Origin of the sequence: Pseudomonas sp. RHF3.3-3 (assembly GCF_048069595.1) — a bacterium.
Taxonomy (GTDB): Bacteria; Pseudomonadota; Gammaproteobacteria; order Pseudomonadales; family Pseudomonadaceae; genus Aquipseudomonas; species Aquipseudomonas fuscovaginae_B.
In genome coordinates, this window is the sequence record NZ_CP182250.1 from 1,020,307 (window position 1) to 1,036,883 (window position 16,577).

At 64.0% G+C, this 16,577-nt stretch carries 16 protein-coding genes; 9 read left to right on the top strand and 7 right to left on the bottom strand.

Annotation, left to right across the window (positions count from 1 at the left end):
* Positions 1-4 precede the first annotated feature (4 nt).
* From mltB to ACMGT0_RS04580, 7 genes are all read left to right on the top strand, one after another.
* Positions 5-1,015 carry a lytic murein transglycosylase B gene (gene mltB, locus ACMGT0_RS04550; RefSeq protein WP_054060066.1) on the top strand — a complete coding sequence of 337 codons (1,011 nt, stop codon included), beginning with the start codon at positions 5-7 and terminating at the stop codon, positions 1,013-1,015.
* The gene (locus tag ACMGT0_RS04555; RefSeq protein ID WP_054060065.1) at positions 1,015-2,034 is read left to right on the top strand and encodes a septal ring lytic transglycosylase RlpA family protein; all 1,020 of its coding nucleotides are present in this window, start codon (positions 1,015-1,017) and stop codon (positions 2,032-2,034) included. The genes mltB and ACMGT0_RS04555 overlap by 1 nt, the downstream gene beginning before the upstream one ends.
* Before the next feature lie 241 nt (positions 2,035-2,275).
* Positions 2,276-3,439: a D-alanyl-D-alanine carboxypeptidase family protein gene (locus ACMGT0_RS04560; protein WP_054060064.1), complete on the top strand. Its 1,164-nt coding sequence runs from the start codon at positions 2,276-2,278 to the stop codon at positions 3,437-3,439.
* Between the two features lie 108 nt (positions 3,440-3,547).
* Entirely contained in the window at positions 3,548-3,823 is a 276-nt protein-coding gene (locus tag ACMGT0_RS04565) for a DUF493 domain-containing protein (protein ID WP_017903133.1), read from the top strand.
* On the top strand, positions 3,823-4,473 hold the full coding sequence (lipB, locus tag ACMGT0_RS04570) for a lipoyl(octanoyl) transferase LipB (protein ID WP_054060063.1): 651 nt from the start codon (positions 3,823-3,825) through the stop codon (positions 4,471-4,473). Before ACMGT0_RS04565 ends, lipB begins: the two co-directional genes overlap by 1 nt.
* A 1-nt stretch (position 4,474) precedes the next feature.
* Positions 4,475-5,503, top strand: coding sequence for a lipoyl synthase (lipA, locus tag ACMGT0_RS04575; protein ID WP_054060062.1), 1,029 nt, complete (start codon positions 4,475-4,477; stop codon positions 5,501-5,503).
* A 5-nt stretch (positions 5,504-5,508) separates the two neighbouring features.
* Positions 5,509-6,462: a S66 peptidase family protein gene (locus ACMGT0_RS04580; RefSeq protein ID WP_054060061.1), complete on the top strand. Its 954-nt coding sequence runs from the start codon at positions 5,509-5,511 to the stop codon at positions 6,460-6,462.
* A 187-nt stretch (positions 6,463-6,649) separates the two neighbouring features.
* On the opposite strand, the gene ACMGT0_RS04585 is transcribed toward ACMGT0_RS04580, so the two are convergent.
* The 5 genes from ACMGT0_RS04585 to leuS form a co-directional block, all read right to left on the bottom strand.
* The gene (locus tag ACMGT0_RS04585) at positions 6,650-7,966 is read right to left on the bottom strand and encodes a lytic murein transglycosylase (protein WP_416771650.1); all 1,317 of its coding nucleotides are present in this window, start codon (positions 7,964-7,966) and stop codon (positions 6,650-6,652) included.
* A gap of 72 nt (positions 7,967-8,038) precedes the next feature.
* Entirely contained in the window at positions 8,039-8,200 is a 162-nt protein-coding gene (arfA, locus tag ACMGT0_RS04590) for an alternative ribosome rescue factor ArfA (protein WP_017123357.1), read from the bottom strand.
* A gap of 66 nt (positions 8,201-8,266) precedes the next feature.
* Positions 8,267-9,304 (bottom strand): DNA polymerase III subunit delta, encoded by a 1,038-nt coding sequence (gene holA, locus ACMGT0_RS04595; protein ID WP_054060059.1) that lies wholly within the window; start codon positions 9,302-9,304, stop codon positions 8,267-8,269.
* Between the two features lie 40 nt (positions 9,305-9,344).
* Entirely contained in the window at positions 9,345-9,950 is a 606-nt protein-coding gene (lptE, locus tag ACMGT0_RS04600) for an LPS assembly lipoprotein LptE (protein ID WP_416771653.1), read from the bottom strand.
* A gap of 85 nt (positions 9,951-10,035) precedes the next feature.
* Entirely contained in the window at positions 10,036-12,642 is a 2,607-nt protein-coding gene (gene leuS, locus ACMGT0_RS04605; RefSeq protein ID WP_416771655.1) for a leucine--tRNA ligase, read from the bottom strand.
* Between the two features lie 223 nt (positions 12,643-12,865).
* Here leuS and ACMGT0_RS04610 point away from each other — a divergent pair, with 223 nt between their 5' ends.
* Together ACMGT0_RS04610 and ACMGT0_RS04615 are read left to right on the top strand one after the other, a co-directional pair.
* Positions 12,866-13,186 carry a hypothetical protein gene (locus ACMGT0_RS04610; RefSeq protein WP_054060057.1) on the top strand — a complete coding sequence of 107 codons (321 nt, stop codon included), beginning with the start codon at positions 12,866-12,868 and terminating at the stop codon, positions 13,184-13,186.
* Positions 13,187-13,302: 116 nt separating this feature from the next.
* Positions 13,303-14,094, top strand: coding sequence for a YdcF family protein (locus ACMGT0_RS04615; RefSeq protein ID WP_054063738.1), 792 nt, complete (start codon positions 13,303-13,305; stop codon positions 14,092-14,094).
* An 84-nt stretch (positions 14,095-14,178) separates the two neighbouring features.
* Here the strand turns inward: ACMGT0_RS04615 and lnt are convergent, their stop codons facing one another.
* Together lnt and ACMGT0_RS04625 are read right to left on the bottom strand one after the other, a co-directional pair.
* Positions 14,179-15,702, bottom strand: a complete 1,524-nt coding sequence (gene lnt / locus ACMGT0_RS04620; RefSeq protein WP_054057096.1) for an apolipoprotein N-acyltransferase — start codon at positions 15,700-15,702, stop codon at positions 14,179-14,181.
* 17 nt (positions 15,703-15,719) lie between these two features.
* Positions 15,720-16,559, bottom strand: a complete 840-nt coding sequence (locus ACMGT0_RS04625; protein WP_054057097.1) for an HlyC/CorC family transporter — start codon at positions 16,557-16,559, stop codon at positions 15,720-15,722.
* Positions 16,560-16,577: the final 18 nt, after the last annotated feature.

Consider the following 16,577-nt stretch of genomic DNA (forward strand, 5'->3'; position numbering starts at 1 on the left):
TTCAATGCAAGTGATGCGCGACTGGGCGGCTCGATGCGCTCCCTGGATGGGCCTTCTCGGCTGCCTGGGGGCCGCGCCGGGGGCGCTGGCCGGTGATTACGAAGGATCGCCGCAAGTCGCCGAGTTCGTCGGTGAAATGACCCGCGACTATGGTTTCGCCGGTGAGCAACTGATGGACGTGTTCCGTCAGGTCGAGCGCAAGCAGAGCATTCTCGATGCGATTTCCCGGCCGGCCGAGCGGGTCAAGCCGTGGAAGGAATACCGCCCGATGTTCCTCACCGATGCCCGGGTCGCCCGTGGCGTCGACTTCTGGCGCCAGCACGAGGCCGCCCTGGCCCGCGCCGAGCAGGAATATGGCGTGCCGGCCCAGGTGATTGTCGCGATCATCGGCGTGGAAACCTTCTTTGGCCGCAACACCGGCAACTACCGGGTGATCGATGCCCTGTCGACCCTGGGCTTCGACTACCCGCCCCGCGCCGAGTTCTTCCGCAAGGAACTGCGCGAGTTCCTGCTGCTGGCCCGCGAGGAGCAGCTCGATCCGCTGAGCCTCAAGGGCTCCTACGCCGGGGCGATGGGCCTGCCGCAGTTCATGCCGAGCAGTTTCCGCGCCTATGCGGTGGATTTCGACGGCACCGGCCACATCAATATCTGGACCAACGCCGACGACGCCATCGGCAGTGTCGCCAGCTATTTCAAGCGCCACGGCTGGGTGACCGGCGAGCCGGTGGTCAGTCGCGCCGATGTGCGCGGTGACCAGGTCGACCAGGGGCTGAGCCCCGGTCTCGACCCGGTGAAGACCGTGGGGGAGTTGCGGGCACTGGGCTGGTCGAGTCATGATGCGCTGCGCGATGACATGCCGGTGACGGCATTTCGCCTGGAAGGCGACAATGGGCCTGAATACTGGATGGGCCTGAAGAATTTTTATGCGATCACGCGCTATAACCGCAGCGTAATGTACGCCATGGCCGTGCATCAGCTGTCTGACCTGTTGGTCCAAGCACGGGGCGTCAAGTAATGCAGGCTTTGCCGATTTCCAAACCACTGAAGCTGTTGGCTTGCACCGCGCTGGCGGTGCTGGTGGTCAGTTGCTCGTCCAGCCGTTCGCCCTATCAGTCGTCGTCTTCCAATGCGATCCGTTCCAAGCCCGGGCTGGACATCAACCGGGCCCACAAGGACGGCGCGCCATGGTGGGACGTCGATGTATCGCGGATTCCCGACGCCACCCCGACCCTGCATTCCGGTCCCTACAAGGCCAACCCCTACACGGTGCTGGGCAAGACCTACTTCCCGCTGCAGGATTCGAAGAACTACATCGCCCAGGGTACCGCGTCCTGGTACGGCACCAAGTTCCACGGCCAGAACACCGCCAACGGCGAGGTCTACGACCTGTACGGCATGAGTGCCGCACACAAGACCCTGCCGCTGCCCAGCTACGTGCGGGTGACCAACCTGGACAACAATCGCAGTGTGATCCTGCGGGTCAACGACCGCGGGCCGTTCTATTCCGACCGGATCATCGACCTGTCCTACGCCGCCGCCAAGAAGCTCGGCTACGCCGAGATCGGCACGGCGCGGGTCCGGGTCGAAGGCATCGATCCGCAACAATGGTGGGCCCAGCGTGGCCGGCCGGCGCCGCTGATGCTCAATGAACCGCAGGTGGCGCAGACGTCCACGCCGGCTCTGTCGGCTTCCACCGGCACCATCGAGCAGTGGACGCCACCGCCGCAACAGCACGCCACCGACGTGGTCCCTGTGCAGGCACAGGCCGATGCAAAAAAAAACGGTGCGGTACCAGCCTCTGGCCAGTATCTCCAGGTGGGCGCCTTCGCGAACCCGGACGCTGCCGAACTGCTGCGCTCGAAGCTGAGCTCGATGGTCAAGGCGCCGGTGTTCGTCAGTTCGATCGTACGCAACCAGCAGACACTGCATCGGGTGCGGATGGGGCCGATCGGCACGCCGGATGAGGTCCAGCAGGTGCAGAACAGTGTCCGCCTGGCCAATCTCGGCTCGCCAAGTCTGGTGACGTCGGAGTAACACAGGCAAAATGGCGGATTGGGTAGCCTTCCAAGGCTCTGTACAGAATGTTTCAACGCCGCCTGGGCGAGCGCGGATACATGGGGTGCTGAGCCTGGGGCCGGGGCCTGGTTGTTGGTTCGTTTAATAATAAAAGCCTGGAAAGGGTGGTGGAGCGAGCAACCGAACACGGGGCAGCCTCTGGCTGTCTGATTAGTTTTGCCCGTGAGGGCAAGTTTCCATTAGCGATTTCGAGAGACGGATGAACATCACCACCTTTGCCAAACGTTTGTGCCTGCTTGTGCCGTTGATCATGGCGCCCGCCGCCTGGGCTGCCGATGACATGGCGTTGCCGGCGTCGCCGCAACTTGCCGCCAAGTCCTACGTGCTCATGGATGCCGCCAGCGGCAACGTGCTGGTCGAGAACAACGGCGACCAGCGCCTGCCGCCGGCGAGCCTGACCAAACTGATGACCGCCTACATCGCGACCCTGGAAATCCGTCGCGGCCAGATCGGCGAGAACGATCCGGTGACCATCAGCGAGAACGCCTGGCGTACCGGTGGTTCGCGGATGTTCGTCAAGGTCGGTTCGCAGGTGACCGTCAGCGACCTGCTGCACGGAATCATCATCCAGTCCGGCAACGACGCCAGCGTGGCGCTGTCCGAGCACATCGCCGGCAGCGAAGATGCCTTCGCCGACATGATGAACAAGACCGCTGGCGATCTGGGCATGAGCAACAGCCACTTCATGAACCCGACCGGCCTGCCGAACCCCGAGCACTACTCGTCGGCCCACGACATGGCGCTGCTGGCTCGCGCGATCATCCGTGTCGACCCGGTGCACTACGCCATCTACTCGCAGAAGGAATTCTTCTGGAACGGCATCAAGCAGCCCAACCGCAACCTGTTGCTGTGGCGTGACAAGACCGTTGACGGCCTGAAGACCGGCCACACCGAAGAAGCCGGCTACTGCATGGTGTCCTCGGCGGTGCGTGACGGCCAGCGCCTGATCGCGGTGGTGTTCGGTACCAACAGCGAAGCGGCCCGTGCAGCCGAGACCCAGAAGCTTTTGACCTACGGTTTCCGCTTCTTCGAAACCCAGACCTTCTACCAGAAGGGCACCGAGCTGGCCAAGGCGCCGGTCTGGAAAGGCACCACCCACGAAGTCAAGGCCGGCCTGGCCGAAGACCTGACCATGACTATGCCTAAAGGCCAGCTGAAAAAGCTCGCCGCCAGCATGACCATCAACCCGAAACTGGTCGCGCCGATCGCCAAGGGTGACGTCATCGGTAAAGTGGAAGTCAAACTGGATGACAAGGTGGTGCGCAGCACTGATCTGATCGCGCTGGACGCGGTGGAGGAAGGTGGTATCTTCCGTCGCCTGTGGGATAGCATCCGCATGTTCTTCTACGGCATGTTCAACTGACGCGGTTTCACCAGCGGCATTTTCATCACATAGTGTCGATTTGCGTGCCTCCACCCGACCCGGGTGCGAGGCACGTCCGTTGCCTGGGCTTACGAGGCCGTTATTGTCATGACAGACACTGAAGTAAAAGCTCCGAAAATCGAGTTCCCGGTTACCGACTATCCGGTCAAGGTGATCAGTGACACGGGTGTGGGCAACAAGGACAAGATCGTCGAGATCGTCCGCAAGCATGCGACGATCAACGACCAGCGGGTGGACGAACGCCAGAGCAGCAACGGCAAGTACACCACGATCCAGCTGCACATCGTGGCCACCGACCAGGACCAGTTGTACAACATCAACAGCGAGTTGCGGGCCACCGGCTTCGTACACATGGTGCTGTGATGGCAGGCATGTTGGGCTTTCGCGAGCTCGGCCAGACGCCTTACGAGCCGGTCTGGCATGCCATGCAGCGATTCACCGACGGACGCAAGTCCGAAGAGTTTCCCGATGAAGTCTGGCTGGTGCAGCACCCGCCGGTCTTCACCCAGGGCCAGGCCGGCAAGGCCGAGCACCTGCTGCTGCCGGGCGACATTCCGGTGGTGAAGGTCGATCGTGGCGGCCAAGTGACTTATCATGGGCCTGGCCAACTGGTGGCCTATCTGCTGCTGGACGTTCGCCGCCTGGGTTTCGGCGTGCGCGAACTGGTCAGCCGGATGGAACGCAGCCTGATCGAACTGCTCGCCGAGTATGGCGTGCAGGCCGAGGCCAAGGCCGATGCTCCCGGGGTATACGTCAATGGCGCGAAAATCGCCTCCCTGGGTCTGCGGATTCGCAACGGCTGTTCCTTCCATGGCCTGGCGTTGAACGTCGACATGGACCTGGCGCCGTTCCGACGGATTAACCCCTGCGGTTATGCGGGGCTGGCGATGACCCAGCTGCGCGACCACACAGGACCGATTGAATTTGCCGAGGTAAGTGCCCGGCTGCGTGCGCAGCTCGTCAAACACCTCGACTATGCTGAGCAGACGACCCTCACGGGCGGAATCGATTGATATGACTACTGCGCAAGACGCTGTGCAAACCCTGATCCCGGCGCTGGATGTTTCCGAGCGCCCGGCCCGTGCGAAAGTCGAAACCGGCGTCAAGCTGCGTGGTGCCGAGAAGGTCGCGCGGATCCCGGTGAAGATCATCCCGACTACCGAGCTGCCGAAGAAGCCCGACTGGATTCGCGTGCGCATCCCGGTGTCGCCGGAAGTCGACCGCATCAAGCAATTGCTGCGCAAGCACAAGCTGCACAGTGTCTGCGAAGAGGCCTCCTGCCCGAACCTGGGCGAGTGCTTCAGCGGCGGTACCGCGACCTTCATGATCATGGGTGACATCTGCACCCGTCGTTGCCCGTTCTGCGACGTCGGCCATGGCCGGCCGAAGCCTTTGGACGTCGACGAGCCGAAGAACCTGGCGGTGGCGATTGCCGACCTGCGCCTGAAGTACGTGGTGATCACTTCGGTGGACCGCGACGACCTGCGTGACGGCGGTGCCCAGCACTTCGCCGACTGCATCCGCGAGATCCGCAAGCTGTCGCCGAACGTGCAGCTCGAGACCCTGGTCCCGGACTACCGCGGCCGTATGGACGTCGCCCTGGAAATCACCGCGGCCGAGCCGCCGGATGTGTTCAACCACAACCTGGAAACCGTACCGCGCCTGTACAAGGCCGCGCGTCCGGGTTCCGACTACCAGTGGTCGCTGACCCTGCTGCAGCGCTTCAAGCAGATGGTCCCGCACGTACCGACCAAGTCCGGCCTGATGCTCGGCCTGGGCGAGACCGACGACGAAGTCATCGAAGTGATGAAGCGCATGCGCGAGCATGACATCGACATGCTGACCCTCGGCCAGTACCTGCAGCCATCGCGCAGTCACCTGCCGGTACAGCGTTTCGTCCATCCGGACACCTTCGCCTGGTTCGCCGAGGAAGGCTACAAGATGGGCTTCAAGAACATCGCCTCGGGCCCGCTGGTGCGTTCCTCGTACCATGCCGACGAGCAGGCCAAGCTGGTCAAGGCCGAACTGCTGGGAGCGTCGTAAGACCCATGGGCAGCCTTCGACCCGTGCGGGACTTCTACCCGGAACAAAGCGCGGTGTCGGCACTGCCCCAGGGCGGGGTGATCGGCCTGATCGCCCCGGCCGGCCCGGTCGCCATCGACCCGCAGGAAGCCCGGCAGTGGGTACGCTCGCGCGGTTATGAGCTACGGATCTTTCCAGGTGTCTCGCAACGGGACGGTTACCTGGCCGGCAGCGACGAGGTTCGCCTGCGGGACCTGCACGATGCCTTCTCCGACCCGGAAATCGACGCCATCCTCTGCCTGCGAGGCGGTTATGGCTGCCCGCGGCTGCTGGAGCGGATCGATTACCCGCTGCTCGCCCGCAATCCCAAGCTGCTGGTCGGTTACAGCGATATCACCGCCCTGCACCTGGCAATTGCCCGTTACGCCGGGTTCATGACGTTCCATGGACCGATGTTCAACATCGATCTGCTCAAGGGCAAGTTGCCACCGACCGAAGCGTCCCTGTTCGACCTGCTTGGTGGCCGTCTCAAGGCCGGTGATACGCTCGAACACCCCGAAGCCTATCCACTGAGCACCCTGGCCCCGGGAAGCGCCCATGGGCGCCTGCAGGGCGGTAATCTGACGTTGATCTGCACCAGCCTGGGGACGCCCTACGAAATCGATACCGATGGCGTGATCCTGTTCATCGAGGACGTCAACGAGCCTCTGTATCGGGTGGATCGGCTGCTCACCCACCTGCGCCTGGCAGGCAAGCTCGAAGGCCTGAAGGGCGTGCTGGTGGGGGATTTTGCCGGGGTCGACAGCGATGCCCTGGCGAGGCTGCTCAAGCAGGAACTGGGCCCCCTGGGGATTCCGGTGCTGGCCGGTTGGCGCAGTGGGCATTGCGACCCGAACCTGACGCTGCCGCTGGGTGCGCAGGTGCGCCTGGAGGCCGATGCACGGCGGCTGGTGCTGGAGCAGGATGTGGTGCGGATCTGATTTCGTCCAGATTCGACACGAGGCCTGTAGAGGCAGGCGGTGCGGCGATCCGACTTGCCCGCGAACAGGGCCCGCTCCCAAACTGTTACGACATGCACTGTAGGAGCAAGGCTTGCCTGCGAAGAGGCCAGCGCGGCCACTGAAAGCTGCGCGGGCAAGCCCGGCTCCTAAGGGAGCGCGTTGCTTTCTAGCGTTTGCGCAGGCTCTCGAGCAGCTTGTGATTCGGATAGCCATCCGCTGGCCAACCCAGCGATTGCTGTGCACCGCGAATGGCCTTGCGGGTGTTGGCCCCGATGATCCCATCCGGGTTGCCGGCATCGTAGCCCGTGCTGCTGAGCAGCGTCTGCAACTCGATCCGCTCGCTGCGGCTCAGTGGCAGGTCATCCTTGGGCCAACTGCCGCGAATTACGCCACCACTGTTGAACCGCTGGGACAGCAGCCCGACCGCCAGGCCATAGGACGACGAGTTGTTGTACTTGAGGATGGCGCGGAAGTTGTCGAGCACCAGGAACCCCGGCCCACGATAACCCGCCGGTAGCAGCAGCGAAGCCGAGAGCGGTGCGGCGCCATAGGGCAGGGCGACGCCGGCGGGCAGTTGCACGCCCATCTGCAGCCATTCGCTGACCGGCTTGCGGATGGCGCCGTCGGCCAGCGAGTAGTCGAAACCGGCCGGTACCGCGACTTCGAAACCCCAAGGCTGGCCTTTCTGCCAACCCGAGCTTTGCAGGTAGTTGGCGGTCGAGGCCAGGGCATCGGCCGAATCGTTCCAGATATCCCGGCGGCCATCGCCGTCAAAGTCCACCGCATAGCTGTTGTAGGTGGTCGGGATGAACTGGGTCTGGCCCATGGCGCCGGCCCAGGAGCCGAGCATCTGTTCCGGACGGATATCACCATGCTGGATGATCTGCAGGGCGGCCAGCAATTGGCTCTGGGCGAAGCCCGGACGACGGCCTTCGTAGGCCAGGGTCGCCAGCGAACGGATCACCGATTTATCGCCCTGGAACTGGCCGAAGTTGCTCTCCATGCCCCAGACCGCGACGAGGGCCTCGCGGTCGACGCCATAACGCTGCTCGATGCTCTGCAGCACCGCGCTGTTCTGCACCAGCAGGGCCTGGCCCTTGCGCACGCGGGTCGCCGACAGTGCGCCGTCGAGGTATTCCCACACTGGCCGGGTGAACTCCGGCTGGCTGCGATCGGCCTTGATCACGCTCATGTCGGGGCTGACGCCGGCGAAGGCGTTGTCGAAGGTATTCGGGGTGATCCCGGCGCGCAATGCCTCGATACGGAATGCCGCGCGCCAATCCTCGAAACTCTGGGCGGGCTGGATAAACGGGGTATCGGTGGCAGGTGCTGCTGCGGGAGTCGGCACCGGCGTAGCGGGCAGTGTTGGCAGCGGCTGGGCGTCGGCGGCCGTGGGCTTTTCCGCACAGGCGACGAGCAGGATGAAGCTGGTGGAGGCGAACAGTCGGCGCAAAGGCCAACCGAGGGTGAGACTAAAGGGCATGCGCGGGTCCGAAGAATGCGAATCAGGTGTTGACCTTATCATGCCTTGGGGGTGCAGGTCGTGATGACACTTTCACGCGGCCAGAAAGTCAGAAGCCTCCCAGCTTTTGGACTGGAAGGCTTCGCGACGGTAGCTGCCCTTGCCTTTGGCCGGCTGTTCCTGGCGGCTTCGGAACAGTGGCTGGGCGATGATCGATTTGGCTTTGTTGGGACGGCGCCGGGACGGCTTGCTCATGGCAGTGCACTCTTGGGTTGGAAGAGCGCGAATCATCAGGCAGATGCACCTGTCTGTCCAGTGGGGTTATTCCGCTGGCAGCGCCAGACGCTGTCCACACATCAGTAGGCTGAGTCGGCTCAGGCTGCTCCATGGCGAGCCGGCAGCCTGGCCCTTGATCTGCGCGTCGATGCGCTGGGCATCCATCAGCAACTGGCTCCAGCGTTGTGCCGAGTGGCGTTGCAGGGCCTTGCTCATCAGTGGTCGGCGTTTGTCCCACACCGGCGGCTTGGCCTGGCTGAAGGCCTTGTCCAGCGGTACGCCCTGGCTGTACTGCTGGGACAGGTTGGCCAGCAGCCGCAGTTCCCGGGCCAGGGCCCAGAGAATCACCGGCGGCTCGACCCCTTCGCCACGCAGCCCTTCGAGCATGCGCAGGGAGTGGGCTGCCTCGCCATTGAGCACGGCATCGACCAGGCCGAACACATCGAAGCGGGCACTGTCGGCCACCGCCGCCTGCACCGTCTCGATGGTGATCTGCCCGCCCTCGGCCATCAGCTTGAGCTTTTCGATTTCCTGGGCGGCGGCCAGCAGGTTGCCCTCGACCCGTGCGGCAATCAGTTCCACGGCATCCTGCTGGGCGGAAAGCCCCGCCTGGGCCAGGCGCTGGCGAATCCATTGCGGCAACTGGTTGGCATCCACCGGCCAGATCTGGATGAACTGGGTCTGCTGGCCTTCGATCAGCGCCTTGCCCCACTTGGTCTTCTGCGCGCTGCCGTCGAGCTTGGGCAGGCTGATCAGCAGCAGGGTATCGTCGGCCGGTCGCGCGCAGTACTCCATCAGCGCGGCGGCGCCCTTGTCACCCGGCTTGCCCGACGGCAGGCGCAGTTCCAGCAGGCGTTTCTCGGCGAACAGCGACATGCTGGCACCGGCTTGCAGCAGGGTGCCCCAGTCGAAGTTGGCGTCGGCACTGAACACCTGGCGCTCATCGAAGCCTTGCTGGCGGGCGGTGGCACGAATGGCGTCGGCAGCCTCCTGACACAGCAGCGGATCGTCGCCGCTGATGATATAGACCGGCGCGAGGCCACCTTGCAGGTGTTTGGCGAGTTGGGCGGGAGCGAGTTTCATGGGCGGGTTGCCAGGGGGCGCCAGGGGCGCCCCACATGGTTTACGGGTTCGGCAGTTCCAGAGGCGATTGTTGTGGCTGCGAGGCCTCGAACTTGCGCGCGGCTTCCAGGGCATCGGCATCCGCCTTGGCCTTGGCATCAGCGGCCTGCTGGAGGCTGTCCAGCTGTTGCGGGGTCAGCACCTGCAGGCGGATGACCATCTGCTGCACCAGGTCACGACGCATTTCCTTGCGTAGCTCCGCGGCCTCGGCGTCACCACCGGTGATGTTGTTGCCGTCGTGCACATAGTATTTCTGCACTTCCAGCTTGCCGTCAGTCAGAAGCAGGTCCTTCTCACCACGGATCTCGTAGTTCAGCGCGGTGTTGAGTTCGTACTCGGCGTTACGACCCGAGCCGCTGTAGCTCGCTGCACGCTGGGTTTCCTGCTCGTTGGTCAGTACCAGCTTGTAAGGCGCGCCCTTGTGGACGTCGACGCCGCTGTGCTCCAGCACCTGGGTCAGTTGCTTGAGCGTATCCCCGTAGGCGTTGCGGGCGCTGACCGACAATTCCTTGATCGTCAGTTCGGAGGTGCCCGTGCCACGCAGCTGGAAGCCGCACGCGCTCAGCAGCACCGCAAGGCCCATTACCAGCAGATTGCGTTTGATCATCTTGTTGCTCCCCTTGAAACCGCGGGCCGGCATGGCGGCCCCGGAAATCCTGTAAGGCGCTCGCTCTGACGGGCGCCTGGTCCAATTAGCTGGCGACGATGTTGACCAGCTTGCCGGGCACGACGATGACCTTGCGGATCGTCAGGCCATCGATGAAGCGCAGTACGTTTTCGTTGACCCGGGCCGCCGCTTCGATTTCCTCGCGGGTGGCGCTGGCCGGCATCTCGATCTGACCACGCAGCTTGCCGTTGACCTGAATCACCAGCACCAGGCTGTCCTGGACCAGGGCACTTTCATCCAGCACCGGCCAGCCGGCGTCGATGATGGCGCCGTCCTGACCCAGCTGTTTCCACAGCTCGTGGCTGATGTGCGGGGTGATCGGCGCGAGCAGCAGGGCCACGGTTTCCAGGCCTTCCTGGATCAGCGCGCGGTCCTGGGTGGAGCCCTGCGGCGCCTTTTCCAGCACGTTCATCAGGGTCATCACCTGGGCGATGGCGGTGTTGAACTTGTGGTTCTGGCCGACGTCCTGGCTGGCCTGCCTGATCGCCAGGTGGATGGAGCGGCGGACCGCTTTCTGCTCGTCGTTCAGCGCGGTCAGGTCCAGCTTGCCCGGCAGACCCTGGGTCACGTGGGCCTGGGCCAGACGCCAGACACGCTTGAGGAAGCGGTGTGCACCCTCGACGCCGGAGTCGGACCATTCCAGGCTCATGTCGGGCGGCGAGGCGAACATCATGAACAGGCGGCAGGTGTCGGCGCCGTACTGCTCGATCATCGATTGCGGATCGACGCCGTTGTTCTTCGACTTGGCCATCTTCTCGGTGCCACCGATCTCCACCGGCAGGCCGTCGCTGATCAGCCTGGCGCCGATGATCTTGGCCTTGCTGTCGCGCTCCAGCTCGACGTCCGCCGGGTTGTACCAGGTGTAGCCACCGTTGGCTTCGCGACGGTAGTAGGTCTCGGCGACCACCATGCCCTGGGTCAGTAGGTTCTTGAACGGCTCGTTCGAGCTGACCAGGCCTTCGTCGCGCATCAGCTTGTGGAAGAAGCGCGCGTACAGCAGGTGCAGGATCGCGTGTTCGATACCGCCGATGTACTGGTCCACCGGCAGCCAGTGGTTGGCCGCTTTCGGGTCGACCAGGCCACCTTCGTAGCGTGGCGAGGCATAGCGGGCGTAGTACCAGGACGACTCGACGAAGGTGTCCATGGTGTCGGTTTCACGCTTGGCCGGCTGGCCGCATTTCGGGCAGTTGCACTCGTAGAACTCGGGCATGCGCGCCAGTGGCGAACCGGCGCCGTCCGGCACCACGTCTTCCGGCAGCACGACCGGCAGTTGGTCTTCCGGTACCGGTACGTCACCACAGCTGTCGCAGTGGATGATCGGAATCGGACAGCCCCAGTAGCGCTGGCGGCTGATGCCCCAGTCGCGCAGGCGGAACTGGGTACGCGAGGCGCCGAGGTTCTTCCTGATCAGCGCGGCTTCGATGGCGTCGAACGCGCCGGCGAAGTCCAGGCCGTCGAACTCGCCGGAGTTGATCAGGGTGCCGTGTTCGCCGTAGGCGTCCTGCCACGGGGCCGGGTGGGTGTCGCCGGAGCTGGTGCGCACCACCGACTTGATCGGCAGGTGGTACTTGCTGGCGAACTCGAAGTCACGTTCGTCGTGGGCCGGCACTGCCATTACGGCGCCGTCGCCGTAGTGCATCAGCACGTAGTTGGCGACCCACACCGGCAGTTTTTCGCCGGTCAGCGGGTGGGCGACGAACAGGCCGGTTGGCAGGCCTTTCTTTTCCTGGGTGGCGACGTCGGCTTCGGCGACGCTGCCGGCCTTGCATTCGGCGATGAAGGCTTGCAGTTCGGGGTTGTTGCGCGCGGCCTGGGTCGCCAGCGGGTGCTCGGCGGCGACGGCGACATAAGTCGCGCCCATCAGGGTGTCCGGACGGGTGGTGAAGACTTTCAGCGTGCCGGCTTCGCCGATGGAATCGACGTCGTACGGGAACTGCACTTCCATCCCGCGGGACTTGCCGATCCAGTTGCGCTGCATGGTCTTGACCTGCTCGGGCCAGCCCGGCAGTTCGTCGAGGCTTTCCAGCAGTTCATCGGCGTAGGCGGTGATCTTGAAGTAGTACATCGGGATTTCGCGCTTCTCGATCAGCGCGCCGGAACGCCAGCCGCGGCCGTCGATCACCTGCTCGTTGGCCAGTACGGTCTGGTCCACCGGGTCCCAGTTCACGGTACCGTTCTTGCGGTAGATCACGCCTTTCTCGAACAGGCGGGTGAACAGCCACTGTTCCCAACGGTAGTAGTCGGGCTTGCAGGTGGTCACTTCGCGGGACCAGTCCACCGCCAGGCCCAGGCTGCGCAGCTGGCTCTTCATGTAGGCGATGTTTTCGTAGGTCCACTTGGCCGGTGCGACCTTGTTCTTCATCGCGGCGTTTTCCGCCGGCATGCCGAAGGCATCCCAGCCCATGGGTTGCAGGACGTTCTTGCCCTGCATGCGCTGGTAGCGGGCGATCACGTCGCCGATGGTGTAGTTGCGCACGTGCCCCATGTGCAGCTTGCCGCTGGGGTAAGGGAACATCGACAGGCAGTAGTAGGTGTCCTTGCCTGGCTGTTCACTGACTTCAAAGGACTTCTGCTCGTCCCAGAACGATTGGGCGGCGTTTTCGATTTCACGGGGCTGATAGTGTTCGTGCATGGCTACTTGTTCTGGAAAGGGTGGCCCAATCCTCTTCAACGCACCGTGCGGGTGCTGCTGGAAGTGGAGTTACAGGAAGCCCCGTAGCATACATGACGCCGCTCCGCCGAGGGAAACCCTGATTGCGCGACGAAGGCCGTTGGTCGCGGCGGCAGGCTGGTTGGCCGGGCGCCGCTAAGCTCATAGAGGGGGAAGTGATACTTATCTTCAATGAGGTGAGCGGATGGTGGAGTCGCAGCGAAATGTAACTGATCCCGAGCTGTACGAACGCCTGATCACGCGTCTTGGGCTCGCCCTCGACGCGGCGAGGACGGCGGTCCGCCTGCGTGACGAGCGGCCTGCCGAGCTGGAGTTGCGGGGCCTGAGTAGCGCCGAGTTCGAACTGATCAGGGCCTATCTGGACCTGAGCGGTCGCGGCGTGCACACGTCTGGCGCAACCGTTTCACAACCGAGGGAAGACGTACGTTCGGCCGAGATCATCTGGTTGAAGGACAGGGCGCCGAAGCTGTATTCGGCGCGGTTCAAGTCATTTCGGGCCAAATGAGGCCCGCCCGGCTGCATCCTGTTGTCTGTCCTGGCCTGTTCCCCGGGCCAAGGATCCGCAAGGTTGTTGATTGACCCTGATGCACTTAGGCTTCGGGCATCTTCTGGAGGTGCCCGATGCCTGTTCGCTACATCCTAAAACAATTGTTGCTGCCGCCCGGCCTGTTGCTGCTGTTGCTGGCGCTGGCCTGGTGGCTGCGCAGGCGCCGGCCGCGGCTGGCGGCGGTGTGCTTTGCCCTGGGTTTTGGCGGGTTCTGGCTGATCAGCCTGCCGGTGGTGGTCGAATGGTCCGCGCGGGCGCTGGAGACCGTGCCGGCGCTGGAGCGTAGCGAGTGGGCGGGGCTGGCGCAGCGCGCCGATGCCATCGTGGTGCTCGGTTCCGGGCGCGAGCGCGGCGATTCGGCCTGGGGCAGCGACCAGCCGACCGGTATCGGCCTGGAGCGCCAGCGCTATGCGGCGCGGCTGGCCAAGGCTTCGGGCTTGCCGGTGCTGACCAGCGGCGGCCTGCACTATGGCACACCGCCCAGCGAGGCGGCGTTGATGGCCGAGTCGATGCGGGAGGATTCCGGGGTGACGGTGCGCTGGCTGGAGGAGCGCAGCACCACAACCTGGGAAAATGCCCGGTTCAGTCATGAATTGCTGGCGCCGTTGGGGATCAGGCGCGTGGTGGTGGTCACCCATGCCGCGCATATGCCGCGGGCGGTCTGGAGCTTCGAACAGGCCGGTTTCAGTGTGGTGCCGGCACCGGTCGGCTTCCTGGGGCGGGACAACGCCAGCCCTTTGGGTGGCTGGATGCCGGAGTTCAAGGCGATCTGGCGCAGTGGGCAACTGATCAACGAGGCGGTGGGGCAGGTAGGGTACCGACTTTTCTACCGGGCTGTGCCCGAAAGCAGCTCACCGCCTCTGTAGGCGCAGGGCTTGCCCGCGAAGGCGTCCTCAAGGACGTCAAGCGCTTCGCGGGCAAGCCACGCTCCTACAAGACGCAGGTGTGTTTCAGACGGTCTTGGCAATCCGGCTGGCCAGCAACGCCCAGCCGAACAGCAGGCCGCAGAGAATGACCAGCGGCCACGAACGCCACTGCAGGTACGGAGTCAGGTTGTGCATCGGTACCACTTCGCCATACAGGATGCCGCGCTCGAACTGCGGGATCTGCGTGGTGATCCGGCCGAACGGATCGATCAGCCCGGTCACGCCGTTGTTGGTGGCGCGGATCATCCAGCGTCCGGCTTCCAGTGCGCGCATCTGTGCCATCTGCAGGTGTTGCAGCGGGCCGATCGAGGTGCCGAACCAGGTGTCGTTGCTGATGGTCAGCAGCAGGTCGCTACGTGCCGACAGGCTGGCGGCGAATTCCGGGTAGACCACTTCGTAGCAGATGAACGGGGCGATCTGATAGCCCTTGGCCTGCAACAGCGGCTGGTCGACAGGGCCACGGGCGAAGTCGGACATCGGCAGGTCGAAGAACTCGATCAGCCCTCGCAGCAGGTCCTGCAGGGGGACGTACTCGCCAAACGGTACCAGCTTCTGCTTCAGGTAGACCCCGTCGCCTTCGCCAAGCGCGACGATGCCGTTGAAGTAGCGCTTCTCGTTATGCACCACCTGGCGGATCGGTACGCCAGTGATCAGGGCCGAATGCCGGTCGGCGGCAAAGTTGCCCATCATCGACAGGTAGCCTTCGGCGGACTCCTTCAGTACCGGGACCGCGGTCTCCGGCCACACCAGCAGGTCAGTCCGCCTGGCGCTGAAGCTCATGTCGCGATACAAGGCCAATTGTGCGTTGAGTTGCGCCGGGTCCCACTTCATGCTCTGTTCGATATTGCCCTGGAGGGCGGCAACGCTCAGCGGCTCGCCCGCCGGGCTGGTCCAGGCATGATGCTTGAGTGCCAGGCCGATGGCCCATGGCCCGACCAGCAGCACCAGGCCCGCCGCGATAAACGCCTTGCGCCCCCCCTTGAGCAGGCGCCGGGCGTTGTACAGCAGGGCCGCGGTGAGGGCCAGGGTGAAGGAGATCAGCCAGATCCCGCCCAGTGGAGCGAGACCGGCCAAGGGGCCGTCCAGCTGGCTGTAGCCGGAATAGAGCCAGGGGAAGCCGGTCAGGAACCAGCCGCGGAAGGCTTCCTGCGCGACCCACAGGGCGGCGAAGGCCAGGGCATCGGCCAGCGGCGCCTCATTGCGGCGGATCCAACGTGCCCAGAGCCAGGCGGGCAGGGCGAAGAACCAGGCGATGGCGGCGATGAACGCCAGCATCAGCAGGCCCGCCAACAGCACCGAGGCGCCGCCGTAGGTGTGGATGCTCACATAGATCCAGCTGGTGCCGGCGCCGAACAGGCCGAAGCCGAAACACCAGCCGCGCCACAGGGCCTGGCGTGGCGACAGTTCGCGCAGGCCGGCATAGAACAGGCCGACCGCCAGCAACGCCAGGGGCCAGATATCGAACGGCGCCAGGGCCAGGGTGGTCAGCGCGCCAGCCGCCACGGCCAGCAGGTTACCGGGCCAGCCGGGACGGGTTAAGCGCAGCATAGGGAAGCTTCCAGTCCTTAGCGATTGATGGGTGTCAGGCGGATCAGGTGGATCCGACGGCTGTCGGCATTCAGGATACGGAAACGATACGCGCCGATCTCGGTGGTTTCATTACGCTTTGGCAGATGGCCGAACGCACTCATCACCAGGCCGCCGACGGTGTCGAACTCGTCGTCGGAGAATCCGCTGTCGAAGAATTCGTTGAAGTTCTCGATCGGCGTCAGTGCCTTGACCAGGAAGTCACCGCTGGGCAGCGGCTTGATGTAGCTGTCTTCCTCGACGTCGTGCTCGTCCTCGATATCGCCGACGATCTGCTCCAGCACGTCCTCGATGGTCACCAGGCCCGCCACGCCGCCGTATTCGTCGATGACGATGGCCATGTGGTTGTGGTTGGCACGGAACTCGCGCAGCAGCACGTTCAGACGCTTGGATTCGGGGACGAAGGTCGCCGGGCGCAGCAGGTCCTTGATGTTGAAGCCTTCGCCGTTTTCCTTGAGGATCAGCGGCAGCAGGTCCTTGGCCAGCAGGACGCCCATGACGTCGTCGTGGCTTTCGCCGATCACCGGATAGCGCGAGTGGGCGGCATCGAGGACGGCGGGAAGGAATTCGCGGGGTGTCTGGGTCGCCTTGATGCTGATCATCTGCGAGCGCGGGACCATGATGTCGCGTACCTGCAGGTCGGCAACCTGGATGGCGCCTTCGACGATGGCCAGCGCTTCGCTGTCCAGCAATTTGTTCTGGTGGGCTTCGCGCAGCAGCTCCATCAGCTCCTGGCGGTTTTTCGGCTCATGGGCAAAAGCCTGGGTCAGCTTACCCAGCCAGGACTTCTGCCCGTTGCTCGATCGGTCTTCGCTCATAGCGATTTACTCGTTTTC